Annotated in this window: 17 protein-coding genes; 6 read left to right on the top strand and 11 right to left on the bottom strand. The window is 65.7% G+C overall.

Annotated elements, in window-relative coordinates; genetic code table 11:
• The first annotated feature begins 664 nt into the window (after positions 1–664).
• Together J7J50_RS20250 and J7J50_RS20245 are read left to right on the top strand one after the other, a co-directional pair.
• Positions 665–1,111, top strand: a complete 447-nt coding sequence (locus tag J7J50_RS20250; RefSeq protein WP_215057125.1) for a hypothetical protein — start codon at positions 665–667, stop codon at positions 1,109–1,111.
• A 19-nt stretch (positions 1,112–1,130) separates the two neighbouring features.
• On the top strand, positions 1,131–2,666 hold the full coding sequence (locus J7J50_RS20245) for a S1 family peptidase (RefSeq protein ID WP_215057126.1): 1,536 nt from the start codon (positions 1,131–1,133) through the stop codon (positions 2,664–2,666).
• Positions 2,667–2,896: 230 nt separating this feature from the next.
• Here J7J50_RS20245 and J7J50_RS20240 read toward each other — a convergent pair whose 3' ends face one another.
• Positions 2,897–3,739: a LysR family transcriptional regulator gene (locus tag J7J50_RS20240; RefSeq protein ID WP_215057127.1), complete on the bottom strand. Its 843-nt coding sequence runs from the start codon at positions 3,737–3,739 to the stop codon at positions 2,897–2,899.
• A gap of 329 nt (positions 3,740–4,068) precedes the next feature.
• On the opposite strand from J7J50_RS20240, the gene J7J50_RS20235 reads away from it, so the two are divergent.
• On the top strand, positions 4,069–5,619 hold the full coding sequence (locus J7J50_RS20235; protein WP_215057128.1) for an MFS transporter: 1,551 nt from the start codon (positions 4,069–4,071) through the stop codon (positions 5,617–5,619).
• A 15-nt stretch (positions 5,620–5,634) separates the two neighbouring features.
• Here J7J50_RS20235 and J7J50_RS20230 read toward each other — a convergent pair whose 3' ends face one another.
• Positions 5,635–6,546, bottom strand: a complete 912-nt coding sequence (locus tag J7J50_RS20230) for a hypothetical protein (protein ID WP_215057129.1) — start codon at positions 6,544–6,546, stop codon at positions 5,635–5,637.
• A 157-nt stretch (positions 6,547–6,703) separates the two neighbouring features.
• Here J7J50_RS20230 and bla point away from each other — a divergent pair, with 157 nt between their 5' ends.
• Positions 6,704–7,600, top strand: a complete 897-nt coding sequence (gene bla, locus J7J50_RS20225; protein WP_215057130.1) for a class A beta-lactamase — start codon at positions 6,704–6,706, stop codon at positions 7,598–7,600.
• A gap of 163 nt (positions 7,601–7,763) precedes the next feature.
• Complete coding sequence (locus tag J7J50_RS20220; protein ID WP_215057131.1) at positions 7,764–9,866, top strand: NHL repeat-containing protein; 2,103 nt, start codon at positions 7,764–7,766, stop codon at positions 9,864–9,866.
• Between the two features lie 101 nt (positions 9,867–9,967).
• Here the strand turns inward: J7J50_RS20220 and J7J50_RS20215 are convergent, their stop codons facing one another.
• Positions 9,968–10,759 carry a QsdR family transcriptional regulator gene (locus J7J50_RS20215; protein WP_215057132.1) on the bottom strand — a complete coding sequence of 264 codons (792 nt, stop codon included), beginning with the start codon at positions 10,757–10,759 and terminating at the stop codon, positions 9,968–9,970.
• A gap of 76 nt (positions 10,760–10,835) precedes the next feature.
• Here J7J50_RS20215 and J7J50_RS20210 point away from each other — a divergent pair, with 76 nt between their 5' ends.
• Positions 10,836–12,638, top strand: a complete 1,803-nt coding sequence (locus J7J50_RS20210) for an acyl-CoA dehydrogenase (protein WP_215057133.1) — start codon at positions 10,836–10,838, stop codon at positions 12,636–12,638.
• A 980-nt stretch (positions 12,639–13,618) separates the two neighbouring features.
• On the opposite strand, the gene J7J50_RS20205 is transcribed toward J7J50_RS20210, so the two are convergent.
• The 8 genes from J7J50_RS20205 to J7J50_RS20170 form a co-directional block, all read right to left on the bottom strand.
• On the bottom strand, positions 13,619–14,782 hold the full coding sequence (locus tag J7J50_RS20205; RefSeq protein ID WP_215057134.1) for a hypothetical protein: 1,164 nt from the start codon (positions 14,780–14,782) through the stop codon (positions 13,619–13,621).
• Between the two features lie 258 nt (positions 14,783–15,040).
• Positions 15,041–18,175, bottom strand: coding sequence for an efflux RND transporter permease subunit (locus J7J50_RS20200; RefSeq protein WP_215057135.1), 3,135 nt, complete (start codon positions 18,173–18,175; stop codon positions 15,041–15,043).
• 15 nt (positions 18,176–18,190) lie between these two features.
• Positions 18,191–19,360, bottom strand: coding sequence for an efflux RND transporter periplasmic adaptor subunit (locus J7J50_RS20195; protein WP_215057136.1), 1,170 nt, complete (start codon positions 19,358–19,360; stop codon positions 18,191–18,193).
• 11 nt (positions 19,361–19,371) lie between these two features.
• Positions 19,372–21,399, bottom strand: coding sequence for an acyltransferase family protein (locus J7J50_RS20190; protein WP_215057137.1), 2,028 nt, complete (start codon positions 21,397–21,399; stop codon positions 19,372–19,374).
• Between the two features lie 84 nt (positions 21,400–21,483).
• Complete coding sequence (locus tag J7J50_RS20185) at positions 21,484–22,674, bottom strand: hypothetical protein (RefSeq protein WP_215057138.1); 1,191 nt, start codon at positions 22,672–22,674, stop codon at positions 21,484–21,486.
• On the bottom strand, positions 22,649–24,070 hold the full coding sequence (locus tag J7J50_RS20180; RefSeq protein WP_215057139.1) for an MBOAT family O-acyltransferase: 1,422 nt from the start codon (positions 24,068–24,070) through the stop codon (positions 22,649–22,651). Before J7J50_RS20180 ends, J7J50_RS20185 begins: the two co-directional genes overlap by 26 nt.
• 84 nt (positions 24,071–24,154) lie before the next feature.
• Positions 24,155–25,561, bottom strand: a complete 1,407-nt coding sequence (locus tag J7J50_RS20175) for an NAD(P)/FAD-dependent oxidoreductase (RefSeq protein WP_215057140.1) — start codon at positions 25,559–25,561, stop codon at positions 24,155–24,157.
• Positions 25,558–26,361 carry a DUF6875 domain-containing protein gene (locus tag J7J50_RS20170; protein ID WP_215057141.1) on the bottom strand — a complete coding sequence of 268 codons (804 nt, stop codon included), beginning with the start codon at positions 26,359–26,361 and terminating at the stop codon, positions 25,558–25,560. Before J7J50_RS20170 ends, J7J50_RS20175 begins: the two co-directional genes overlap by 4 nt.
• Between the last annotated feature and the right edge of the window lie 72 nt (positions 26,362–26,433).

Here is a 26,433-nt window from a genome sequence, read left to right as displayed (position 1 = left end):
CATCTGCCCTGGAGGCTTCGTGTAGCACAACCTCGCTGGCCGTGCATGCCATTACCGCTGCCTCGACGCTATCGGCCGCAATGCGCAAGCGGTTCGCGGACTAGTATCCGAACATGCATTCGAACCGGCTCCGCCTGCCCGCAGCGGCAGGCCATGCAGTCTCCACTGCGAATTGTCGCGCAGCGACGATCGACGCCTGCCGCCGAGCAAACCCTCCGTCTCACACGGCGAGAACATGCGGCCAGCCTGGAGGCGGCAGGGGATCGAAGTGAAAAGCTCCCGATTGAACTTTGGCGGACGTCGCTAATCGTGACAAGCAATCCCTCGGGTAAGGTCGGCAACCCACTGCCTAGCTGTACCGCGGCTGGCGTCACTGAATCCGGACAATGGCCACTGAGAATCCCGCTACAAGGATGAGACCGTCTAGGGATACCATCTAAGTTAGGCTGCACATGAAGAACTGAGCAACCGCCTTCATGCCCACACGATCAGGCATGCGCCTGCATATTCACCAACGACCAAAATCCCAGGAGCTTTTATTGACCATAGCGATGTAAATTGACTCCCCTCCTTAAAATTAGGCCCATGCAACTAGCCGCACTCGTAGGAATCACCTTGGCCAGGTCACGAGGGATGAGTCCAACATTCGAATGGAGAGATCAGGATGCGCTTGCGCTTGAGATTGCTCAACTCGGTGCTTTCTACCGGCCTTTTTACTTTTTCTTTTGTGCTTGCGGCACCTTCCGCCCACGCGAGTGATGGTCCAACTCAAGAGCATGTGACCCTAGTCCGCCTAAAACCGGACCCGAACGCCGTCTCACTGACGGCGCGACTGGAAGGCAGATTGCAGATACGCAATGGCTGCGTCTATTTAATTTCAAAGAAAAGCAAGCTTCCCGTACTGACGGTCTGGCCATCAACTTATCGTTTGCTCAGCCCCAAAAGCGTGGCAACTGGCGTAATCGATACGCTGACTGGGAAATCATTGAAGTTCGGAGTCAACGCGGTATTCGGCGGTGGCGGAACCCGATCGCTGCCGACAGATATATTGGAAACGCCAGCACCTGCTGGTTGTGACGGGGAAATCGCTTTCGTGGAGTTCCCTGACTAACATATGGAGATGTTTTCTAATGGAAATCACGCACAAAAAGGTTGCAGCGCCCCAAAAAGCACTCTTGCTCACAGCTCTGTTGTGCGCAGCGAGCATCGCTAACGCGAGCGACGGCGATCCTATCGCTGTGTCATATGCGCAGATGCACGGGGTTTCTCTTGTCGAAGCAAAAAGGCGACTCGCGCGAGTGCCCTACATAGGGCAACTGGATAAACGGCTACAGCGGGAGCTTCCTGACACCTTCGCCGGCCTTTACATCGAACACGAACCCTCATACAGGGTCGTGGTGAGATTTACCAAGGATGCCCAGGCACAGCTCGCGCGCTATACCTCTGACTCTATCTTCGTTGCGGAGACTGCGCCGTATTCGCTCGAATTTTTGTTGAGTGCACAGGACGAGTTAGGGGAACAGCTCGCGAGTTCTAAAACCGAGTTCCAATCAGGCTTGGATCTAAGCGCTTCGGCCATTGACATGTTCGTTCGTGACCCGACTGCCATATCTGCTCAACTTGCCGGATTCAAGTCAACGAAAGATTTCCTCAGGTTGCACCGAGCCGAAGGCTTTATCGAGCCAACAGCCGACATTGTTGGTGGCGGACAACTCGATGGCGCTAATCTCCGCTGCACGGCCGGATTCAATGTTGTCAACTCCGTGAAGATACTTGGCCTCGTTACAGCGGGTCACTGCGACAACGCCGCCACCTACATGACCGGCCTCTCTGTCCCGTTGATTCACGTCACCGAGATGGACAAAGGGTCGTATGATCTCCAGTGGCACACGCAATCCTCTAGCGGGGTTCGACGAACGCAACCGAACCAGATCCGCATCCCAGGCGGACCCGTGGTCACCATGTCGATAACCAGCGCCCCTGACTCAACTACTCTCCCGGTGGGGACTACCGTTTGCAAGAGCGGGATCACTACACGGTACACATGCGGAGAAATCGCAGACAAGAATGCTCAAGCCATGTACAACGGCGAAATCGGCAGCTACATCCGAGTTCATAACGCTCAAAACAAAGTCATGAATGAAGTCGGCGATAGCGGTGGACCTGTATTTGGGACCAATGCCGCCTATGGCATAGTCCATGGCCGCGGTGGCTCTGGCACACCGACTCGCAACGATTTGTATTACATGCCCATTGAGCGCCTTTCGATACTTGGCCTGTCGGTGGTGACGGCGCCCTTTGCTATTTCCAGCATCCCCAACGTCGCAGGGCCGCAGAATGTGAACATCCCGGCGAAGGTATTTTTTACGGGATACACTCACTTCCCAGTGTTGCGGCATACAGCGATAGTTTCATGCCCCTCCGGCTGGAGCTGCAGCGACTACGATGCGACTTATCAGAGCGCGACTGCGTCGCCATTGACCTTCAACTTCCTATGCTCTGCTTCTAGCCCAACGGCTACCTTTCGTTGGAAGACGACGTTGAAGGGCGCTGATGGCGTGGAATCTAACGCCGTCGAGCACACGAGTACCTGCACAGCCAATCCCGGAGTCGTTGCGAAATCCCGACGCGCTACTGGTCGGCCAAAGATCGAGATCGTTCCCTGACCAAGAACACCTGATCAGTTTTGGCAATGGAGCCGCATCTTGCGGCTTCATTGTTTCATGCAGGTTCGCCAAGAGCGCGCAGATCAGCCAGGAGGCGCGCCGGCAAAGGCGACCCGCGGAAGATCGAATACGCGCGACCGGATACGCCGCAAGTTCGAATCAGGCGCCTTGCGAAGATGCCGCGCCGGCGTAAGCCGCATGGCCGGACATGGCGCGGAACGCAACCGCGCCTACGGCAACTCCAACACCAACTTGCCGAACTCCGCCACCGCCGGCGTGCATCCGCCCGGCCGGCGCAGCAGCACGAATTCGGCCGGCGGAAGCGACGGCAGGCCGTATTGGCCGTCGACGATGCGCATGCCGGGCAGGACGTCGTCCTCGATCATCACGGTGATGCCCAGGCCGGCGGAGATCGCCGCGTTCAAGCCTTGCGGGCTCGGCGAGGTGAACATCACGTGCCACTCCACGTCGGTGCCATCGAGCGCGGACACGCCGATCTGGCGGTTGATGCACGGCGAGGGGAAAAACGCGAACGGCAGCGAGCGGCCGGGGGCGACGTCGAAGGTCTCCGACGCGACCCAGACGAAGCGCGTGCGCCGCAGCACCGTGTCGGCGGTGCTGTCGGGCAAGGCGACGACGACGGCCAGATCGAGTTCGTCGGCATCGACCATCTGCCGCAGGTCCATGCTCATGCTCACGCTGATGTCCATGCGCACTGCCGGAAACGCGCGGGTGAACTGGCACAGCAGGTTGGGCAGGCGGTCGCCGATGAAATTTTCCGGCACGCCGAATCGCACCACGCCGGTGATCGGCGAAGGCTGGAAGCGCCGCGACAGCGCGTCCAGCGATTGCAGGATCTGTTCGGCGTGGCGCAGGAAGTCTTCGCCGTCCTCGGTCAGGGTCAGCCGGCGCGTGGTGCGGTGAAGCAGCGAGCAGCCCAGTTGTTCCTCCAGGCGGCGGATCTGGTGACTGACCGCGGACTGGGTCAGGTGCAGGCGCTCGGCGGCGCGGGTGAAGCCGCCGGATTCGGTCACGGCGACGAAGGTCCGCAGCAGGATCGGGTCCAGGTCCATGCCGCCAGCATACGTCGATTGATGATTGCGATTAATAGACCCTACAAAATTAAATCATTTCCCTCATGAGTCGGGTTTGGCCAGAATCGTCGCCATCGATTCGTCTCTTCTGAGCAAGCCGCTGTTGTGGGAGGGGCTTTAGCCCCGATGCTTTCCGATCAGTGCTTGCATTTAATCGGTATCTGATCGGAAAGCATCGGGGCTGAAGCCCCTCCTACAAGAGCCGCCAGCCCTCCCACTTGCCTAATCCCCGAACCGCGCCGCCCCGGCGTGCGCGGCGACGCTGCGCCGTGGCCTCGCCATCGGCCGCTTTCACGAAGGACGCTGCAATGACCTTGTCCCCCGCCGCCCGGAACACCCTCGCCCTCGCCGCCGTCAGCCTGGCCGCGCTGATGTTCGGCCTGGAAATCTCCAGCGTGCCGGTGATCCTGCCGACCCTGGAGCAGCAACTGCACGGCGACCTGCGCGACATGCAGTGGGTGATGAACGCCTACACCCTCGCCTGCACCACCGTGCTGATGGCCGCCGGCACCCTCGCCGACCGCTACGGCCGCCGCCGCGTGTTCGTGATCAGCGTGATCGCCTTCGGCCTGACCTCGTTGTTGTGCGGCTGGGCGCAGAGCATGCCGGTGCTGATCGGCGGGCGCTTCCTGCAAGGCCTCGCCGGCGGTGCGATGCTGACCAGCCAGTTCGCGATCCTCTCGCATCAGTTCCGCGAAGGCCGCGAACGCAGCCGCGCGTTCGCGGTGTTCGGCATCGTGTTCGGCGCCGGGCTGGGCTTCGGGCCGATCATCGGCGGCGCGATCGTGGCGCTGTCGAACTGGCATTGGGTGTTCCTGGTGCACGCGCCGCTGGCGCTGCTGACCTGGGTGCTGATCGCGCTGGGCGCGCAGGAATCGCGCGAGGCGCAATCGCACAAGCTCGACCGCGCCGGCCTGCTGACCTTGTCGCTGGGCGTGCTCGGGCTGACTTGTTACATCACCCAGGCGCCGGAATCGGGCTATGCCGATCCGCTGCTGCTGGGCGTGCTCGCGCTCACCGCGCTGAGCCTGATCGCGTTCGTGCGGGTGGAAAAACGCCATCCGCATCCGATGTTCGACTTCGGCGTGTTCCGCATCCGCGAATTTTCCGGCGCGATCATGGGCTCGATCGGCATGAACTTCAGTTTCTGGCCTTTCATGATCTACCTGCCGATCTATTTCCAGAGCGCGCTGGGCTACGACACCGTCACCGCCGGTCTGGCCCTGCTGGCCTACACCTTGCCGACGCTGGCGATGCCGCCGTTGGCCGAGCGCTGGTCGGCGCGCTATCGCCCGGGCTGGATCATTCCGCTGGGCTTGTTCGCGATCGGCCTGGGCTTCGTGGCGATGCGCTACGGCAGCGCGCGATCCGACGCGAGTTGGTTGACGATGTTGCCCGGCGCCCTGCTCGCCGGCTGCGGCCTGGGACTTACGAATACGCCGGTCAGCAACACCACGACCGGATCGGTGCCGGCCTCGCGCACCGGCATGGCCTCGGGCATCGACATGAGCGCGCGGCTGATCACGCTGGCGATCAATATCGCGCTGATGGGTTTGATCCTGATCGCCGGCATCGCCGCGCATCTGCGCTCGGTGTACGGCGCCGCGCTCGACGGCGCGCAGTTGCGCGCGTTGGCGGGACGGGTGGCGGCGGGCGATCTGAGCGCGGCGCAGGCCCTGCACTTGCCGGGCCAAGGATCGGAGATAGCGCGCGAGGCCTTGATCCACGGCTTCGGCTGGGTGCTGTGGTACGGCGGCCTGGGCGTGTGGGTGCTGGCGGCGCTGAACCTGGCGCTGTTCGCGCCCGCGCGCGCGGCGACGCCGGCGGCGGGCGCGAAGGCGGAGGCCTGCGGTCAGTAGACGCCGATCGCCTGATCAGAAGAACGCGATCCCCGGCCGCAACGCGAACTGGAAGATCAACAGCTGCGCCACCACCGTCAGCGCCGCGCCCAGCGCCGATGGCGCGGATTCGACCTGCCCGATCCGTTGCGGCTTGGCGAACCAGGCATAGGCCTGCAGCCAGAACACGCCGATCACGAACTCCGCCACCGGCACGATCGCGACCTGATCCAGACTGCCCGGCACCCGCATCGCCACGATCACCGGCAAGGCCAGCAACGCCGGCAAGGTCGCGGTGCGCAGCATGAAACCGCTGCGGCGCAGCGGCGTGGCGACATCGCCCGCGTTCGCGGCGAACTCCAGCAACGGCCGGGCGAACCGCGTCGCCAGGATCACGATGACCGGCAGCGCGATGCCGGCCAGCACGAGCTTGGTCGCTTCGCTCAACTGCAGATAGTCGAAGGCCATGCCGACATCGTTCTGCGGAATCACCGCGCCCACCACCACCTGCGGCAGCGATTGGAAGAAGCCGTGGAAGGCGGTCCACAGCACGAACAATCGCAAGGTCGCCGAACGCGGCGGGCGCAGCTTCAACCACAGACTGAAGCCGATCGCCGTCAGCAAAATCGCCAATGCGCCGGTGCCCTGGAACAAATGCGCGAGCGGGTTGTCGCCGTCCCAATGATGATTGTTGTGGAACAGCGTCGCCTTCAATCCCGGCGTCAACGCCTTGGGCAGCACCAGGAACAATTCCTGGATGAAAAAGATCAGGCTGAAGCTGAACGCGTACATCAGGCCCGAGTTGAGCGACAGCCGCCAATCCCAGCGCGCGCGCGGCGGCACCGGCCCGCGTTCGCGGCGCAGCAGGCCGAACAGCGCGAACGCCAGCGGCGCTGCGACCACGGCGAACAAAGAGGCGTAGACGACACAGGCGGTACTTGCGTTCATGCGGGCGCTCGCAGGATGTTCACAGGTGTTGATGCGAACACCGCCGCCGCGGTTGCAGGTGCTGCAAGGATTTCTTTTGCCTGCCGCGAGAAATCCTCGTTTGTCGGCGCCGCAGCGGCTGCGAATAATCCAGGCTCGCCCCGAAGGAGATCCCCCGATGCAACGACGTCACTTTCTGCAATGCGCCAGCGGCCTGCTGCTGGCCGCCGGCACCGGCGCCGCGTTCGGCGCCGCCGCGCCCAAGGTCGCGCCCGAGCCCGACTGGAACGCCCGCCTGCGCGCACTGGAGAAGCCCACCGGCGGCCGCCTCGGCGTGGCCGCGCTCGACACCGGCAGCGGCCGGCGCATGCAATGGCGCGGCGATGAGCGCTTCCGCATGTGCAGCTCGTTCAAGTACCTGCTGGCCGCGGCGGTGTTGCGTCAGGTCGAACTGGGCAAGCTGACGCTGGAGCGGAAAATTCCGATCACCGCCGCCGACATGATCTCGCACGCGCCGTTCACCCAGCCGCTGGTGGGCTCCAGCGCCACCGTCGCGCAGTTGTGCGAAGCCACCACCACGCTCAGCGACAATCCGGCGGCGAACCTGCTGCTGCCGCTGGTCGGCGGCCCGCAGGGGCTGACGCGTTTCTTGCGCGACATCGGCGACACCGTCACCCGTTGCGATCGCACCGAGCCCGAGCTCAACCGCGGCGCGGCCGACGATCCGCGCGACACCAGCTCGCCGCTGGCGCAAGTGGCGACGATGCGCGCGCTGCTGCTCGGCGATGCGCTGAAGCCGGCGTCCAGGGACCAGCTGACCGCGTGGCTGATCGCGAACAAGACCGGCGACAAGCGCCTGCGCGCGGGCCTGCCGGCGGGCGTGCGGGTCGGCGACAAGACCGGCACCGCCGGCGAGGCCAACAACGATGTCGGCATCGTCTGGCCGCCGGGGCGCGCGCCGATCCTGATCGTGAGTTATGTGCAGACCGCCAAGCTCGACGACGCCGGGCGCGATGCGGTGCATGCGCAGGTGGCGCGGCTGGTGTACTCGGCCTGGGGCGGCGCGGCGGCTTGACCTCGCATTGCGTCGAGCGCAAGCGACCGATGGCGTCGCTTGCGCTCGCCGTAACGGCGTTGGCGCGCGGCAGCGATGACGGCGCTCGTCCGGACCGAGTGACTTAGAATCCAGCTCAGGAGGACAGCGCCGCGACGGCGCCGTCCACGCGCCAAGGAACCGCATGACCCGCAAAACCTGGATCTGGCTCGCCGCCGGCCTCACCGCCGCGGCGCTCGCCGCGACCTTCGTGTTCGAACCCGGCACCCGCCGCCTGATCGCAACGGTCGCGGCGCCGCCGGCGCCGACGCCGATCGGCTGGATCGCGCAACTGGAACTGGTCGCCGGCGACGGCGTGCGCGGCCTGCGCGACGGCGCCGCCGCGCAGGCGCGCTTCGCCGATCCCTACGGGCTGGCGCGCAGCGGCAACGGCACGCTGTATCTGAGCGATGCCGGCGACAGCAATCGCATCCGCATGATCCGCCCCGACGGCAGCGTGGCGACGGTGGCCGGTTCGCGGGAAGGCTTCACCGACGGCGTCGGCACCGCCGCGGCGTTCAACACGCCGTCGGGGCTGGCCCTGGACAGCGCGGGCAATCTGTATGTGGCCGACACCGGCAACCATGCGATCCGCAAGATTTCCAAGCTCGGCGCCGTCACCACGCTGGCCGGCACCGGCATCGCCGGTTATCGCGACGGCCCCGGCGCGCAGGCGCAGTTCAACGGGCCGATCGGCGTCGCCGTGGATCAGCGCGGCCGCGTGTTCGTCGCCGACACCTACAACGACCGCATCCGCGTGATCCAGCCCGACGGCACGGTCGGCACCTTGGCCGGCGGCGACAGGCCCGGATTCCAGGACGGCGCCGCGGCGATCGCGCGCTTCGACACGCCGACCGCGCTGGCGCTGGACGCGCAGGGCCTGCTGTGGGTCGCCGACACGCGCAACAAGGCGCTGCGCAAGGTCGAGCCCGACGGCGACGTGATCACCCTGACCCTGGTGCCGGACAGCGAAGGCGGCAATCCGCTGTATCGGCCGTCGGCGCTGGCGATCGCCCACGACGGCGTGATGTACGTCGGCGACCTGCTGTCGGGCCTGACCTTGCAGATCCGCCCCGACGGCAACTGGACGGTGCTGACCGGACAGGCGCAGGAGCAACGCCTGTCGCTGCCGGCCGCCATGACCCTGGATCGCGACGGCGCGGTGTACGTGACCGACGCGGCGAGTTATCGCGTGCACCGCATCGCCCCGGCCGCGGCGCAACCAATCGCCAGCGTGGCCGGGCCGTCGCCGCAGGACCCGCTGCCGTTCACCGCCGGACGCTGGCCGTTGCAGCCGCAGGACGGCTGGCACGAAGTGGTCGGCACGCTCGGCGAAGTGCGCGGCGACGGCCAACACGAAAGCCGCGACCATCTGCACGGCGGCCTCGACATCCGCGGCGACATCGGCCAGCAGGTGCTGGCGATCGCCGATGCGAAGGTCAGCAATCCGTCCAGCGCATGGGGCTTCGGCAATCTCGGCGAAGGCGCGGCGCTGGATCAGATCAGCTACATCCACATGCGCGTCGGCCGCACCGCCAAGGGCGAGCCGATCGACCCGGCGCGGTTCCAGCCCATCATCGACGACGCCGGCAAGATCGAACGCATGCGCCTGTTGCGCGGCACCCGCTTCAAGGCCGGCGATGCGCTGGGCACCATCAACGCGATGGCGCACGTGCATCTGAGTCTGGGCGCCGCCGGTTACGAGCGCAACGCGATCAGCCTGGACTTCAACCACTACGCCGACCACTACCCGCCACGCATTCAGCGCATCGAATTGCTGGACGCGCTGGCGCAGCCGCTGCATACGAAGCTCAAGGGCCGCGTGCTGGTGTCGCGCGCTCTGTCGGGTTTGCAGATCGTCGCCGAAGCCTGGGACCAGGTGGACGACAACCTGCCGCGCCGGCGCCTGGGCCTGTATGCGCTGGGCTATCAGTGGCTGGACGCGACCGGGCAACCGCTGCCGGGCTATGCAAGCCCGCGCATGAATATCGAATTCAATCGCCTGCCCTCGCAGGCCGACGCGACCAAGACCGTGTACGCGCCCGACAGCGGCATCACCGTGCACGGCAGCGCGATCACCCGCTTCCGCTACGTGCTGACCAACACCGTGCGCGACGGCAAGTTGAGCGCCGGGCTGTGGCTGCCCAGCGAACTGCCGCCGGGCGATTACACCTTGCGCGTCACCGCCCGCGACTACAGCGGCAACGAAGCGGCGGCGAATCGCGATCTGGCGGTGACCTTGCAGTAAAGCCTGATTCCACCCTCTCCTGCTTGCGACCCGAGACGACTATCCTTGAGCGCGACAGGGATCTTGATTCATGCGGTCGATACCGGCGACCGCTGCGCGAACTATGTCCGACTGTTTCCGCCGCCGCCACGACGGCGTGGCGATGAAGCCTTGTCCGGCTCGCGCGGCGATGTCTTCGCCCGCGACTCGACCTTGCCCGACAACAGCAACTCGATCGCCAACCCCGCCTCGGCCGCATCCACGCGTTGTCCGCTGATCACATCGGCATACAGGAACGACTCGCACAAGCGCACGATCAGGTACGACAAGGTGTCGACATTGAGCGGCAGCACCAGCGCGCCCTGATCGGCCTGATGGCGCAGCAGTTCGCGCACCTGGCCGATCACCCGCTCCTGCACCGGCCCTTGTTTCGACGTCAGCAGGCGCAGGGCGAATTCGGCGTCCTGCTCGATGAAACGGCGCAGCGGCGGATACACCAGCATCGCCCGGATCGCGTATTCGCAGATCGCCGCGACGCGGCGCGGGCCGCGTCCGGAGGTCGCCGCCGCGGCCTGTTGCAGCAAGGGCTCGCACAGCGACCACACCACTTCGCCGAGCAATTGCTCACGGCTGCCGACCCAGCGGAACGCGGTGGCGCGGCCGATGCCCAACTCGGCGGCCAATGCGCCGATGTCCAGTCGCTCGCCCGCGATCCAGCCGCGGCGCGCGGCGCGGAACAGGTCCAGCGGCGTGGCGCGACGCGGCGTGGGTTCGCGCAAGACCTGCCCGAGCCGGGTCCGGGCCGCGCGCGGCGCCGGCGCCGGTTCGGCCTGGACCGCGGCGCGCTTGGCCGAAACCGGCCTGGACGGGCCTTTCGGCGGGGCTGCGGGCTTGCGCGCGGGCGACTTGGGCATGGTCTGGGCGAATTCACGGCTTGACTCCCAATGAGTCACATGTGAAGAATGACTCACCCAATCCCGGAGCGCAAGCATGAGTTCCAGTCCGCTGATCGACCGCCGCCATCTGGATTTCATGCTGTACGAGCTGCTCGACGTGGAGCGCCTGGCGCGCTATCCGCGCTTCGCCGAGCACGGCCGCGAAACCTTCGACGCGGCGATCGAACTGGCGCATCAACTGGCGGTGAGCAAGTTCCTGCCGCACAACCGCAAGAGCGATCTCAACGAACCGCGCATGGTCGATGGCCGGGTCGAGCTGATTCCGGAAATCGGCGAAAGCCTGCAGGCCTTCAACGAAGCCGGCTTCATGGCGGTGCTGGCCGACTTCGAGGACGGCGGCATGCAATTGCCGTTCGTGATCGGCGCGGTCTGCGACTGCATGTTCTCCGCGGCCAATCCGTCCACCGTCGCCTATCCGGCGCTGGCGCGCGGCGTGGCCAACCTGCTGGATGTTTATGCCAGCGACGAACAGAAACGGCTGTACATGAAGCCGATCGTCGATGGCCGCTACTACGGCACCATGTGCCTGTCCGAGCCGCAGGCGGGCTCGTCGCTCGCCGACATCAAGACCCAGGCCGAACCGCAGGCCGACGGCAGTTATCGCCTCAGCGGCGCGAAGATGTGGATCTCCGCCGGCGACCACGAGCTAGGCGAAAACATCGTGCATCTGGTGCTGGCGAAGATTCCCGGCGGGCCGCCCGGCGTGCGCGGCATCAGCTTGTTCATCGTGCCGCGCTGGCGCGTCGATGGCGACGGCGCGCGCGGGCCGCGCAACGATGTCAGCCTGGCCGGACTGAACCACAAGATGGGCCAACGCGGCAGCGTCAACACCTTCCTCAAGTTCGGCGAGTCCGGCGACTGCCACGGCTATCTGGTCGGCCAGCCGCACCAGGGCCTGACGTACATGTTCCACATGATGAACGAGGAACGCATCGGCGTCGGCCTGGGCGCGGTGCAGCAAGGCAGCGCGGCGTATCTGTATTCGCTGCAGTACGCGCGCGAACGCCATCAGGGACGTCATCCGGACCAGAAAGATCCGGCCTCGCCGCCGCTGCCGCTGATCGAGCACGCCGACGTGCGGCGCATGCTGCTGTTGCAGAAATGCTGGGTCGAGGGCGCGCAGGCGCTGGGCTTCTACACCGCGCTGCTGGTCGATCAGGCGCGCGATCCGGACGAAACCGTGCGTGGCGAAAGCGCGCTGCTGCTGGATCTGCTGACGCCGATCATCAAGGCCTGGGGTTCGGATTACTCGCTCAAGGCCAACGAACTGGCGATCCAGATTCTCGGCGGCTATGGCTACACCCGCGAGTATCCGGTCGAGCAATGCTATCGCGACAACCGCATCAACCCGATCCACGAAGGCACCAACGGCATCCAGGCGCTGGACCTGCTCGGGCGCAAGGCGATGATGCAAAACGGCGCGGCGTTGAAGCTGCTGTTGCGCGAGATCGGCGCGAGTTGCGCGCAGGCCGCCGCGTTGCCGGAACTGCAGGCGCTGGCCGCGCAACTGGGCGCCGCGGCGAAGCTCGCTGGCGCCACCACCGCCGCGGTAGGCCAGCGCATGGCCGCCGGCGAGGTGCGCCTGGGTTTGGCCAACGCCGGGCACTACATGACCCTGCTCGGCCATGTCGTCATCGGCTGGTTGTGGCTGCGTCAGGCGACGATCGCGCAAGGCGCGCTGGCCACCACCAACGAAGCCGATACCGCGTTCTATCAAGGCAAGCTGCAGGCTTGCCGGTTCTTCTTCGCCCATGAATTGCCACAGGTGGAACTGGCGGCGAAGCTGGTGAGCGAAGCCGAGCCGAGCGCGCATGCGATGCGGGCGGAGTGGTTTTGATGGTGGCGCCGGCGGCGCGGCCCGGGGGCTTTTGTGGGAGGGGCTTCAGCCCCGATGCTCTTGGCTCAAATCGCCTTGAACTGTCCGCGGATCTGGCCGAAAAGCATCGGGGCTGAAGCCCCTCCTACAAAAGACCTCGAGCTATCGCCGCAACTCGAAATCAACGCCCGGCGATGCCGATGCCGTCGATCCTCAGCATTTGATCGTGACGCCGGCCGACGCGGCTTGGACGTCTTTTGTGGGAGGGGCTTCAGCCCCGATGCTCTTGGCACAAATCGCCTTGAACTGTCCGCGGATCTGGCCGAAAAGCATCGGGGCTGAAGCCCCTCCTACAAAAGACCTCGAGCTATCGCCGCAGCTTGAACTCAACGCCCGGCGATGCCGATGCCATCGATCCTCAGCATTTGATAGTGGCGCCGGCCGACGCGGCTTGGACGTCTTTTGTGGGAGGGGCTTCAGCCCCGATGCTCTTGGCACAAATCGCCTTGAACTGTCCGCGGATCTGGCCGAAAAGCATCGGGGCTGAAGCCCCTCCTACAAAAGACCTCGAGCTATCGCCGCAGCTTGAACTCAACGCCCGGCGATGCCGATGCCGTCGATCCTCAGCATTTGATCGTGGCGCCGGTCGACGTGGCTTGGACGTCTTTTGTGGGAGGGGCTTCAGCCCCGATGCTTTTGGCTCAAATCGCCTTGAACTTTCCGCGGATCTGGCCGAAAAGCATCGGGGCTGAAGCCCCTCCTACAAAAGACCTCGAGGTATCGCCGCAGCTCGAAATCAACGCCCGGCGATGCCGATGCCGTCGATCCTCAGCATTTGATCGTGACGCCGGCCGACGCGGCTTGGACGTCTTTTGTGGGAGGGGCTTCAGCCCCGATGCTCTTGGCTCAAATCGCCTTGAACTTTCCGCGGATCTGACCGAAAAGCATCGGGGCTGAAGCCCCTCCTACAAAAGACCTCGAGCTATCGCCGCAGCTTGAATTCAACGCCCGGCGATGCCGATGCCCACCGGCGCGCCGTTGCCGAATACGATCGGCGCCCGCGCCGGCTTCAGCGTGTCGCCGTCGATCCTCAGCACATGCAGCGCGCGATCGTCGATGCTCTGCGCCAGCACGGTCCTGGAATCCTCGCCGAATACCAGGCCCTCGGCCCAGGCGCCGATCGGCGCTTCGGCCACGCGCCGCAGCCGGCGGTCTTCGAGCTTCAACAACACCACCAGGCTGTTCGGCGAATAGAAGGGATGATCCTTCGGCCGGTTGCTCATGTTCTGCACCGTCGCCGCCGCATAGCGGCCGTCGGGCGAACAGGCGACGTCTTCCGGCGCCGAACCGACAGCGACGGTGTCGATCACGCGCGGCTTGGCGCCGGTGGTGTCGATCAGGCTGACCGTGTCGATATCGCCGTTGCCGGCATCGGGAATGCCGAAGTTGCCGACCACGGCCAGTCCGCTGTCGCCGCAGTAGGCGACGGTGAACGGCGTGACGCCGGCGACCATGTCGCGGATCGGCGGGGTCTTGATGCGCTCGTTTTCCAATGCATACAACGACACGCGCTGGGCGTCGGCCTGGGCGACCAGCATGCGCTTGCCGTCGGCCGAGAACGACGCGGTGAGCGGCCCGCGCCCTGCGTCCAGGATTTGCTTGCCGGCGATGGCGACCTTGCCGTCGCGGATCGACAGCCACACCAGCGCGTTGTCGGGATTGGACGCCACCACCGCCATCGCGCCGCCGGGATGGAACTTGACCGAGGACGGCCGCACGCCGAGCGCCAAGGTCTGGGTCACGCGCGGGGTCTTGCCGGACAGATCGACGACCGACAAGGTGTCATCGTTGGCGTAAGCCTTCGGGTCGGCCGCATCCACGCGCGAGGACGACACCACCAGCGCCAGATCGCCGCGTGCGGACACCGCCAGCGATTCGGGCGGGCCCAGGTAACTGGTCGGCAGCTTCACTTCGCCGAGCCTGCGCAGCTGGCCGTCGTCGAGCTTGAAGAACACCGCCGAATCGCCGGCCGGCCTGGCCGCGATCACGCTCTGGCCATCGACCAGGATCGCCTTGGAATCCACGGCGACACCGACGACCTGCGCGTTGGCGGCCAGCGCGGCGAGGATCAGGCTCAGGGCGAGCGGCAGGCGACGTGCGTTCATGCGGGCATCCTTCGGGGGCGGGGAATGCCGATGATCGGCAACGGGGCTGCGCAAGGCCCCTGTCGAATGTCACGTTGGGGTCATGCGATCTTGGCGAATCCGGACAAAACCGCATTTCGTCCGCAACGCCCGCCGATGAAACTCTCCGTGCGGCCATACCCGCTGGTGCCAGCCACCGGCGAGGTGCGCATCGCGACCCGCCTGGACGCGGCGCGAGCCTGAGCCGCGGCGACCGCGCGCAGCGGTCGCCGCATGCCGTCACTGCGCCGGCGCCGCCGCGGCGGTGCGGTGGAAGCTGTGGAACACCCGCTGCACCAGCACGAAGAACAGCGGAATGAAGATCACGCCGAGGAAGGTGCCGGCGAGCATGCCGCCGAACACGCCGGTGCCGATCGCGCGCTGGGCGCCGGCGCCGGCGCCGGTCGCGACCGCCAGCGGCAACACGCCGAAGCCGAACGCCAATGACGTCATCAGGATCGGGCGCAGGCGGCTGTGCGCGGCCAGCACCGTGGCTTCGATCAGCGACTTGCCCTGCTCGACATAGTGCTTGGCGAACTCGACGATCAAGATCGCGTTCTTCGAGGTCAGCCCGACCGTGGTCAACACCGCCACCTGGAAGTACACATCGCGTTCCATGCCGCGCATCGCGGTGAACACGACGACGCCGATGATGCCCAGCGGCACCGCCAGCAGAATCGCCACCGGCATCGACCAGCTTTCGTACAAGGCCGCCAGCCACAGGAACACCACCAGCAGCGACAGCGCGTACAGCAGCGGCGCCTGCGACACCGCCTCGCGCTCCTCGAACGACTGGCCGACGAACTCGGCGGCGAAGCCCTGCGGCAATTGCGCGACCAGGCGCTCGACTTCCTGCATCGCCTCGCCGGTGCTCAGGCCTTCCACCGCTTCGCCGTTGAGGTTCATCGCCGACACGCCGTTGTAGCGCTCCAACTGCGGCGGGCCGTGTTCCCAGCGCGAGGTCGCGAACGCCGCCACCGACACCATCTCGCCCTGCGTGTTGCGCACGTGCCAGCGGCCGAAATCCTCCGGCCGCATGCGGAACGGCGCGTCGGCCTGCATCACCACGCGCTTGACCCGGCCGCGATCGATGAAGTCGTCGATGTAGCGCCCGCCCCAGGCCACCGACAGCATGTCCTCGACATCGCTCATCGACAGCCCCAGCGAGGCGACCTTCTGCGGATCGATGTTGATGTACAGCTGCGGCGTGTCGTCCTGGCCGTTGGCGCGCACGTTGGCCAGCAAGGGGCTTTTGGCCGCCAGCTCCAGGAACTTGTCGCGCGCCGCGGTCAGCGCCTTGTGGCCCTGGCCGTAGCTGTCCTGCAGATAGAAATCGAAACCCACCGAATCGCTGAGCTGGACCACCGGCGGCGGCGCGAAGGCGAACACGCGCGCATCGGTGATCTTCGACAGTTGCTTGGCTGCGCGCTGCTGCACCGCCTTGACCCCGAGCTCGGCGGGCTTGCGCTCGCTCCAGTCGCGCAGCTGGATGAAGCCGAAGCCGGCGTTCTGGCCCTTGCCGCTGAAGTTGGACCCGGCCACGGTGAAGGTCGCCGCCACCGCCTTGCTTTCGTCCTTCAGGAAGATGTGTTCGACCTGATCGAGCACCTTCAAGGTCCGCGCCTGGGTCGCGCCGACCGGGCCTTGCACCATCGTCAGCAGATAGCCCTGGTCCTCGGCGGGCAGGAACGCGGTCGGCAGGCGGAAGAACAGCACCGCCATCAGCACGCCCAGGCCCAGGTACACCGCCACCCAGCGCAGCGGCCGCTTGAGCATGCCGGCGATAAAACCCTCGTAACGCCGCCCGCCCTGGTCGAACTTGGTGTTGAACCAATGGAAGAACCCGCGCTGGCGCCGCGGCGCGGCCGGATCATAGGGCTTGAGCAAGGTCACGCACAGCGCCGGGGTGAGCACGATGGCGACGATCACCGACAGCACCATCGCCGAGACGATGGTGATCGAGAACTGCCGGTAGATGACCCCGGCCGAGCCTTGCAGGAACGACATCGGAATGAAGATCACCGACAGCACCGAGGCGATGCCGATCAGCGCGCCGGTGATCTGCCGCATCGACTGCGAGGTCGCCTCCACCGGCGTCATCCCCTCTTCGTGCATCAGCCGCTCGACGTTCTCGACCACGATGATCGCATCGTCCACCAGCAGGCCGATCGCCAGCACCACCGCGAACATGGTCAGCATGTTGATCGACAGCCCGACCACGGCCAGCACGATGCAGGTTCCCAGCAGCACCACCGGCACGGCGATGGTCGGGATCAGGGTGGCGCGGATGTCCTGCAGGAACAGGTACATCACCACGAACACCAGGAAGATCGCCACGAACAAGGTTTCGATCACGCCGAGGATCGACATGCGCACGTAAGGCGAGGTGTCGAACGGAAACACCGCGGTCAGCCCGCGCGGCATCTGCGGCTTGAGCCGGTCGAGCTGGGCCTTGACGCCTTCCACCATCGCCAGCGAGTTGGCGCCGTTGGCCAGGGTGATGCCGATGCCCGAGGTGGGCTTGCCGTTGTAGCGCGCCAGGCGGCTGTAGTCGGCGCGGCCCAGTTCGATCCGGGCGACATCGCCCAGGCGCAGGCTCGCGCCGCTGCCGCTTTCGTTGCGCAGGATGATGTTGCGAAACTGCTCCGGCGTGCGCAGCCGGCCCAGCGCGATCACCGAGGCGTTGAGCTGCTGGCCCTGCACCGACGGCGTGTCGCCGAGCTGGCCGATGGAGGCCTGCGAGTTCTGCGCCTGCACCGCCGCCGACACGTCGGCGGGGGTGAGCTTGTACGAGTTGAGCTTGTCCGCGTCCAGCCAGATCCGCATCGCCCGCTTGGAGCCGAACAACTGCACGGTGCCGACGCCGGGCACGCGGCTGAGCGAATCGAACACGGTGGTGGCGACGAAGTCGTCGATTTCATCCGTGCGCAGATTGCCGTTGGTGGAGACGAAGGCGACCACCAACTGGCGCGCGCCGCTGGCCTTGGTGACCGAAATCCCCTGCTGCTGCACGATCTGCGGCAGCAGCGGCGTGGCCTGCTGCAGCTTGTTCTGCACCTGGATCTGGGCGAAGTCCTGATCGGTGCCGTTGACGAAGGTCAGGCTGACGGTGACGTTGCCGTAACGGTCGCTGGTGGAGACGATGTCCTTGAGCCCCTCCAGCCCGGTCACGTTCTGCTCGATGATCTGCGTGACCGACTCCTCCACGGTTTCGGCCGAGGCGCCCGGATAGCTGGCCTCGATATCCACCGACGGCGGCGCGATATCGGGATAGCGCGAAATCGGCAACCGCGTCAGCGCATACAGCCCGGCCAGCACGGTGACGATCGCGAGCACCCACGCGAGGATGGGACGCTTGATGAAAAAATGCGACATCCAGTCTTCCCTGAGTTAACGGCCGGCGCTCGCGGCCGGCGCCGGCTTGGACGCCGGCACCGCCTGCACGAGCATGTCGGGCTCCACCTTCTGCCCGCCTTCCACGATCACGCGTTCGCCCGCCTTGAGCCCGTCCTCGACCAGCCACTGGTCGCCGACCGTGCGCGACACGCGCACGCTGCGCAGCTTGACCTTGTTGTCCTTGTCCACGACCCAGGCGCTGGCCTTGCCGTCGGCGTCCAGGGTCACCGCCTGCTGCGGCGCCAGCAAGGCATCGGCGAGCGTGCCCTCCTTGACGATCGCGCGCACGTACATGCCCGGCAGCAAAGTCAGCTTCGGATTGGGCACCACCGCGCGCAGCAGGAAGTTGCCCGTGGTCGGGTCGACGGTCACGTCGGAGAACTGCAACTTGCCTTCGTGAGCGTAAGCCGCGCCGTTTTCCAGCTGGATGCTGACCGCCGCGCCGGCGTCGCTGGATTGCAGCCGGCCCGAATCGATCGCCTGCTTCAATGCCAGCCAATTGGCGCTGGGCTGGTTGACATCGACGTAGATCGGATCGAGCTTCTGCACCAGCGCCAACGGCTCGTCCTGGTTGGCGGTGACCAGCGAACCTTCGGTGACGTTGGACTTGCCGATGCGCCCGCTGATCGGCGCGACGATATTGGCGTAAGCCAGATTGACGCGCGCGCTTTGCAAAGTGGCGCGCGCCACGCCGACTTCGGCCTGGGCCTGGTCGGCGGCCATGACGGCGCTCTCGTTGTCCTGCTCGCTGACCGCGTGGATCTTGTTCAACTCGCGCGAACGCTTGGCCGCCAGTTGCGCGGCATGGGCGGTGACCTCGGCCTTGCGCAGATTGGCCTGCGCGCTGTCGAAGCTCGCCCGGTACACCGCGTCGTCGAGCTGGTACAGCGCCTGCCCGGCCTGGACGAATTCGCCCTCGACGAACAAGCGCTTTTTCACGATGCCGCTGACCTGCGGGCGGATGTCGGCGACCTGCATCGCGCGGGTGCGGCCCGGCAGTTCCTGGGTCAGGACCAACGGGGCATCGACGAGCGTGACCACACCGACCTGCTGCGGCGGCTTGCTGCCGTCCTCCTGCGAGCGGCTTTCGCCGCAAGCAGGCAACACAAGCGCGAGCGCGCATCCGGCGGCGAGCGCCATGGCATTGCTGACTGACGAACGCACTGCAGTTTCTCCTAGCGGCTGCCGGGCATGGAATCATGTCCGGTATCGAGAACGACGGGATCGATGTAGCTCACGCTCTCGAGAATGTAGAACTTGCGCAGATGGAACGCGTCGCGATAGATCGGCTCGTCGTTCTTGGTGATCGAAGGGCATTCGCCATCCGGGCACAGGCCGCCGAGCGGATCGATCAGGGTCGCGTTGTTGTCCTTGGCGATCTGCCGCAACCGTACCAGGAACGGCTCGTACGCGGTCAACAGGTGCTGCTTGCTCGCCGGCTCGCTGTTGACGCGGAAACCAGGCGCAAAAATGGTGCGCTGAACCATCTGCCGCGGCGCGAAACCGGGGTTGAGCGGCGCGTTCTGCATGATGTAGACCTTCTTGCCCGAGGCGGCGAATCCCTCGACCATGCGGCGCACGTTCTCCAGCGCCGGATCGGCCACCGGCAGCAGCGGGCGCACTTCGCCGACGTGATCGCTGTCGCGGTTGCCGGTCAGGTACGAATACCAGGAGAAGCCGATCACCACCGATTCGATCGGCGCGGTCTTGGCCATGGCGATGGCATCGACCAGCAGCTGCCGGCACTTGGCGTGGGCGACGCGGGTGATTTCGTCGTGCGGGGCGCAACCCGGGCGCCAGGCGAAGATCGCGCCGCGGCTGTTGCCCGGATGCTCCTTGAGCACCTTGTCCACGCGCCAGTGGTACTGCGCCAGGGTGCTGTCGCCGATGAACAAGACCTTCTTCGCGCCGGTGCCGACATTCAGGAAGCCCGGCTCCTTCGGATACGGGAAGTCCTCGTTCTCGGCGGCGAGGATCTTGGCCACATCGGCCGGGATCGGACGCGCCGGGATCTGGGTCTTGTAGGTCAGCCAGCCGCCGACCGCGCACACCGCCATCGTCGCGAACAGGCCGCTGGCGACCTTGAGCGTCTTCGTCGAGCCGCGCAGCGGCCGCTCGATGTAGCGATAGGTCAGCCACGCCAGCACGAACGACAAGGCCAACACGCCCACGCGCAGGGCCGGGGTGTAGTCGCGCCAGTCGATGGTGTGGGCCAGCGACAGCAGCGGCCAATGCCACAGGTACAGCGGGTAGCTGATCAGGCCGACGAACACCATCCAGCGCTGGCTCAGCACGCGGCGGCTGATGAAGCTGCCGGGGCCGGCGGAAATCAGCAGCACCGAACCGATCACCGGTGCCAGCGCCCACCAGCCCGGGAACTCCATCTTGTTGTGCAGGAACGCGAACGAACCGATCAGCAGCACCGCGCCGAGATTGGCGCGGGCGTTGTCGCCGAACACACCGTTGTGCGGAATCCACGACGGCAGGCTTTCATGTCCGCCATGGGCGGCCTTGTTCTGGGTGGCGAAGGCTAGCAGGCCGCCGAGCGACAGCTCCCACAGGCGCGCGGTCGGCAGATAGAACGACTGCAGCGGTTCTTCGTGCACGGCCGAGACGTTCAGGTAGAACGACACCACGGTGATCGCGCCGAGCAGCGCCACCTGCCAGCGGCCCAGCCGCCACGTAGCCCACAGCAGCAGCGGCCACACCAGGTAGAACTGCTCTTCCACGCCCAGCGACCACAAATGCACCAGCGGCGCCTCGATCGCGCCGAAGTACAGGTTGGTGTCGATGAACAGACTCAGATTGAGCACGAAGGCCGCGCCGGCCGCTATGTGTTTGCCCAGTTGCTCGAATTCGTCCGGCAACAGCACCAGCCAGCCGAGCAGGAACACGGTGATCATCATGGTGATCAGCGCCGGGAAGATGCGCTTGATGCGGCGGCCGTAGAAGCCCAGCAGGCTGAACTGCTGCTTGTTCAAGGCGCGCAGCAGGATGCCGGTGATCAGATAACCGGAGATGACGAAGAAGATATCCACGCCGACGAAGCCGCCGGGTATCAGCGCCGGGAACGCGTGGAAGATCACCACCGGCAATACCGCGATGGCGCGCAGGCCATCGACGTCGGGTCGGTAATCCAGGTGCGGCGCCGCGGGTTTTTCCTTGACCGGCGCGATGGCGTCGGTTGTGACTGCAATGGACATGGGGCTACCTGTGCTTGGCAAGAGTTGAATGGAATCCGCTAAAGGCCCGCGCGTTGGCGCCGGGCCGGCATGGACCGTCCGGGTTCATCCGTCGCCGGGTTTGCGCCTGCCCTCCTCTTGCCAACGCTTGCTGTGCACCTTCAGCCACTCCACCCGGTCCATCAGCACCTTCACGTAGGCGTCGGTGTAGACCTGCGCCCCGGATTGCGAGAGGTGCGACCACTCGGGAATGTCGAGGTTGTGCATCTGGGTGTAGTCCTCGAAATGGATGCCGAACGAGTTGGTCTCGCGCATCAATCGATCCCAGCCCACCGCGCGCGGGAAGCGCACGCGCTCCACATCCAGCAGATGGCCGGCCGAAGGCGTGCGCAACCACACCACTTCACCGCCCCTGGCGCGGATGCGATCGATGTCGGGCTTGGTCTTGGCGATCACGCGATCGACCAGGTCCTTTTCGATCGGATCGCCGATCCAGTACTGGCCCCAGACGTAGCGCGCGTGTTCGTTCAGGCGCGGATCGGTCTCGATCCGGTTCCACAGATACATCTGACGGTCGTCGTAGGACTCGGCGATCTTCCATACCGACAGCGGCGCCACGCCTTCGCGTTGCGGCCAGTCGGCCCGTTCGAGCAGCTTGAACAAGGTGTAGTTGCTGTCCAGGAACGCCATCTCGCGCGAGGCGGCCTTGTACAGCAGATGGCCGGACTGCTGAGAAGGCGTCTGGTGATCGATGTACTTCAGCACCGTCACGCGCCGGCCCAGCTCATCGCTGAAATAGCTCGATTCGCTGATGCCGACCACCACCAGCCCGGCGAAGCGCTCGTCGGAGGCCAGATCGTGCAGGAACGGCTGCGCGCTGGTCGCAGGCAAGGCGAGCTGCAGCGGCTTGCGTCCGGTGAGTTCCTCCCACTTGCTCAGCTCGGTGCCGAACAGCACGCGCGAGTCGCCGATGATCACCACCGAGTCGGCCGGCATCTTGTCGAGCCGGCGCCGTTGTTCGACCCAGTAGTCGCGATCGTCGTCCAGATCGCCCGCCTGCAGGCCGAGTTGGCGCATCGCGATCTCCCAGCCCAGCACCAGCAGGAAGGTGCTGATCAGCACCTTCAGCATCAGCTTCGGCCAGGGCTGATCCGGTACCGGACGCGCCAGCCCAGTGCCGAAGCTGCTCTCCGAATCGGCGGTGGAAATCGCCGAATGCGGACGCTGCGACGGATCGGGCCCGAGCAGATCGGGGGCGACGGCGCCAGCGTCAAAACTGGAAGTAGATGAAACCATCGCCATTCCCTTGCGTAATGATGGTCAGAAACAGCATGCCGCTCATGGCCGAAACCAGCAGCCATTGCGGAGCGCGCGCAACCACGTGTTCCAGCTCCTTGTCGCGCATATGCCAATGCGCGAACAGGGTCAGGACCACGCAGACCAGGCTCAGAACGATCTGATACAGCGACAGGATCGGCGCGGCATCGGCATGCAGGCCGATCATGCTGCGGTAGATCGACATCGCCTCGGCCAGCGTCGGCGAACGGAACAGCACGCGGGTGCAGGTGACGATCCAGAACGTCAGCAACATCATGCTGACCTGGAACCACAGCCCCGTGGGAATGTTCCAGGCCTTGGTCTTGCGCCGCATCCAGCGCTCGCCGCACAGCAGCAGGCCGAATACGCCGCCCCAGATCACGAAGGTCCAGTTCGCGCCGTGCCACAGGCCGCTGATCAACAAGGTGATCATCAGATTGAGGTAGGTGCGCGCTTCGCCGTCGCGACTGCCGCCCAGCGGGTAGTACACGTAGTCGCGCAGCCAGGTCGAAAACGAAATATGCCAGCGCCGCCAGTATTCCGCGATGCCGATCGCCGCCAGCGGCGCGCGGAAGTTGTTCGGAATGCTGAAGCCCAGGCACATGGCCGCGCCGATGGCGGTGACCGAGTAACCGGCGAAGTCGAAGAAAATCTGCGTGGCGAACGAGGCCGTTCCGACCCAGGCGTCGATACCGGTGATCGGCTCGCCGTTGCCGTAGACCGCATCCACCGCCGGCGCGAACACGCCGTCGGCCAGCACCACTTTCTCGAACATGCCGAAGATCATCAGCGCGAACCCCCAGCACAGCTGATTGGCCGTGGCGGTGCGCGGACGCTGGAACTGCGGCACCAGATCGGCGGTGCGCAGGATCGGGCCGGCCACCAACTGGGTGAAGAACGACACGAACAAGGCGAAGTCGAACAGCTTCGCGATCGGCTCGACCCGCTTCCAATAGATGTCCAGCGTGTAGGACATCGAATGGAAGATGTAGAACGAGATGCCGACCGGCAGCAGGATGTTCCACTTCGGCGCGGTGTACTGCACGCCGATCAACTGCATCAGCGCATGCCAGTTCTCCTGCGCCCAGTTGCCGTACTTGAAGAAACCCAGGAAGCTCAGGTTGAAGATGATCGACACGATCAGCCAGGCCCGTCGCCGGCCTTGATCGGTCTGGCGATGGATCTTCAGCGCCACGGCCCAATCGACCACGGTGGACGCCCACAGCAGCAACAGGAACGGCGGGTTCCAGGCGGCGTAGAACAGAAAACTCGCCACCAGCAGATTGGCTTTCTTGACCGACCACGGCAGCCGCAGGTTGTGCAGGAACAGCACCACGGCGAAAAACACCAGGAACGTGAGCGAGTTAAAGACCACGGCGAGCCTCCATTCCCTGTGAGCGCCGATCCATCCGCGACCGGCCCGTGCGCGGGCCGGTGCGGGCCATTACGAGCACGGCCGTCATCGCAGCCACCACCAGGCCGCCGCGGCGACGCCGCACACCGCGACCGCGGCCAGCGCCTTCGCCGAGCGCAGCAGGATCGCGTCCTGCTGGCGGGCGCGGGCGCGCGCTTCGCCGTAGGGCATGGTCGTGTGCGCGATCATCGAGTACAGCGGCAGCCAGCGCTTGGGCCACACGCGGTTGAGGGCGATGTCCAGGCGCTTGCGCGCGACGAACCACGGCGACTGCACCTTCTTGCGCAGCTCGACGAAGTTCTCCTTCGACAGCTCGCAAAGCACGTCGGTGTGCTGGCGCCGGGACTGCTCGTAGGCGTGGAACGCCGCGGCGGTGTCGCCCGGGTTCGCGCCCAGCGCGGACACCAGCACGCAGCAATCCTCGAACGCCGAGTTCATGCCCTGGCCGTAGAACGGATACACCGCATGGCAGGCATCGCCGACCAGCACCGCCCAATCGCCGAAGGTCCACGGCGCGGTGCGGGTGGTGATCAGCGAGCCGACCGGATGCTTCATCCATTCCTCGATCAGCCCCGGCAGCAACCGCACCAGATCGGGGAAGTACTTGCTGATCAGCGCGGTGATTTCTTCCGGCGTGCGCACCGTGGCGAAGCTGTCCTCGCCTTCGAACGGCAGGAACAAGGTCAGAGTGTGCGAGCCGTCGCGGTTGGGATGGGAGACGAACAGGCAATGGCTGCGCGGCCACACGTGCAGCGCGGTCAGCTCGATCACCGACTGGCCGTCGGCGCCGGGCGCCAGGGTCAGTTCCTTGTAGCCCCACTCCAGGTATTCCTGCTGGTAGTTGGCGCGCTCGCCGCGCTGCAGTTCACGCCGCGCGCTGGAGAACGCGCCGTCGGCGCCGACCATCCACTGCGGATGCGCGACCACGCGGCCCTGCGCGGTTTCGAACTCGACCGTGCGCGCGGCCTTGTCTACCTGCGCCAGACGATGGCCGAAGTGCAGGCGCACCTGCGGATGGCGCTCGGCGTGATCCAGCAGCAGATGGCCCAGCTCGTTGCGGTCGATCGAATGCAGGACTTCGCTGGCGTCCTTGCCGTAGGGCTGATAGCGCGTGCTGCCGTCGGGCGCGTGGATCACCCGGCCGCTCATCACCACCGCGGTATCGAGCACGGTCTGCAGCAGGCCGACCATCTCCAGCGCCTGCATGCCGCGCTTGGACAAGCCCAGGTTGATCGAACGGCCGGCGCGGCCGCCCTGCGTGCGCGGATCGGGCTGGCGCTCGTACAGATCGACCGCGTAGCCCTTCTGCGCCAGCGCCAGGGTCAGCATCGAACCGGCCAGGCCGCCGCCGACGATGGCGATACGCTCGCTGGATGGCGTGTCGCTGGCGATCGTCTCGGCCTTGCCCAGGCTGGCGCTGCCATCGGCGTGTTCTCGCGTATGCAGGTTCATGCCGGCTCCACCGCCGCTTCGGCGGCGTCGGCCGGCACGGCGCGCATGGCGACCTCGGCGACGATCAGCTTCTCCAGCGCTTCGTTGAACTTGGACGGCTTGAGCGATCCGCCCAGGCGATACAGGTACGAGCGCAGGAACGCGGCACGCTCTTGCGGCGCATACAGATCGCGGGTCATGAACGGCAGATCCGATTCGACCATCAGGCGGATGGCGAGCATCGGCACCGGGCTGCGCAACGGACGGAAGTCGGGATTGCGCAGGCCCGGGCTTTCGTTCATCGAATGGAACTCGCCCAGCATCATGCCCTGATCGACGAAGTACGGCTTGAGCCGGTACTGCACCTTATCGACCAGCGCCGCGCCTTCCGCGCCGCGCGCGGTCAGGGTCGGGAACGCGACCAGGAACGCCTTGTTGATCGAGTCCGGCGACTTGGTCGGCTCGGTCGCCAGGAATACGTTGCGGTATTCCTTGATGATCTGCGAGATGCTGTCCACGGTGGGCTCGGCGTCGGCGACCTCGGAAATCCAGATCGTGTCCATGTTCAAGGCGCCCGGGACGAACGGGCAGATCGAACCGGAGCGGCCGAGGTCGGGATGCGGCGCGCCGATGAATTCGCGCACCCACTTGAGCATGCCGGCCAAGGTCGAAGACGGCTCGCATTCGCGCTCCACTTCCGAGACCCGCATCAGTCGCGGCACCGCCGACGACTGCACCGCCGCCGGCGCCTGGTCGTTGTGTCCGGCGGCCGCGGCGGCGTGCTTGCACGGCGCCGGGGATTGCCCTGACTCAGTCTTCATTTCGCACTCCTTGCCTTCACGTTGTCGCGCCAGCCTTGCTGACCTGCTCGATACTTCCTGTTCATCGCTGCA

The organism is Lysobacter sp. ISL-50, from assembly GCF_018612875.1.
Taxonomy (GTDB): domain Bacteria; phylum Pseudomonadota; class Gammaproteobacteria; order Xanthomonadales; family Xanthomonadaceae; genus Lysobacter.
Note: the sequence above shows the minus strand (reverse complement) of the source record. Positions and strands in the feature narration are given on the sequence as shown.

What these genes read in the sequence shown, in the direction of transcription:
- J7J50_RS20215 (WP_215057132.1), bottom strand. Translation starts at nt 10,759, where the DNA reads ATGCCCAAGTCGCCCGCGCGCAAGCCCGCAGCCCCGCCGAAAGGCCCG.
- J7J50_RS20230 (WP_215057129.1), bottom strand. Translation starts at nt 6,546, where the DNA reads ATGAACGCAAGTACCGCCTGTGTCGTCTACGCCTCTTTGTTCGCCGTG.
- J7J50_RS20185 (WP_215057138.1), bottom strand. Translation starts at nt 22,674, where the DNA reads ATGGTTTCATCTACTTCCAGTTTTGACGCTGGCGCCGTCGCCCCCGAT.
- J7J50_RS20235 (WP_215057128.1), top strand. Translation starts at nt 4,069, where the DNA reads ATGACCTTGTCCCCCGCCGCCCGGAACACCCTCGCCCTCGCCGCCGTC.
- J7J50_RS20220 (WP_215057131.1), top strand. Translation starts at nt 7,764, where the DNA reads ATGACCCGCAAAACCTGGATCTGGCTCGCCGCCGGCCTCACCGCCGCG.
- J7J50_RS20205 (WP_215057134.1), bottom strand. Translation starts at nt 14,782, where the DNA reads ATGAACGCACGTCGCCTGCCGCTCGCCCTGAGCCTGATCCTCGCCGCG.
- J7J50_RS20250 (WP_215057125.1), top strand. Translation starts at nt 665, where the DNA reads ATGCGCTTGCGCTTGAGATTGCTCAACTCGGTGCTTTCTACCGGCCTT.
- J7J50_RS20245 (WP_215057126.1), top strand. Translation starts at nt 1,131, where the DNA reads ATGGAAATCACGCACAAAAAGGTTGCAGCGCCCCAAAAAGCACTCTTG.
- J7J50_RS20175 (WP_215057140.1), bottom strand. Translation starts at nt 25,561, where the DNA reads ATGAACCTGCATACGCGAGAACACGCCGATGGCAGCGCCAGCCTGGGC.
- J7J50_RS20200 (WP_215057135.1), bottom strand. Translation starts at nt 18,175, where the DNA reads ATGTCGCATTTTTTCATCAAGCGTCCCATCCTCGCGTGGGTGCTCGCG.
- bla (WP_215057130.1), top strand. Translation starts at nt 6,704, where the DNA reads ATGCAACGACGTCACTTTCTGCAATGCGCCAGCGGCCTGCTGCTGGCC.
- J7J50_RS20190 (WP_215057137.1), bottom strand. Translation starts at nt 21,399, where the DNA reads ATGTCCATTGCAGTCACAACCGACGCCATCGCGCCGGTCAAGGAAAAA.
- J7J50_RS20170 (WP_215057141.1), bottom strand. Translation starts at nt 26,361, where the DNA reads ATGAAGACTGAGTCAGGGCAATCCCCGGCGCCGTGCAAGCACGCCGCC.
- J7J50_RS20240 (WP_215057127.1), bottom strand. Translation starts at nt 3,739, where the DNA reads ATGGACCTGGACCCGATCCTGCTGCGGACCTTCGTCGCCGTGACCGAA.
- J7J50_RS20210 (WP_215057133.1), top strand. Translation starts at nt 10,836, where the DNA reads ATGAGTTCCAGTCCGCTGATCGACCGCCGCCATCTGGATTTCATGCTG.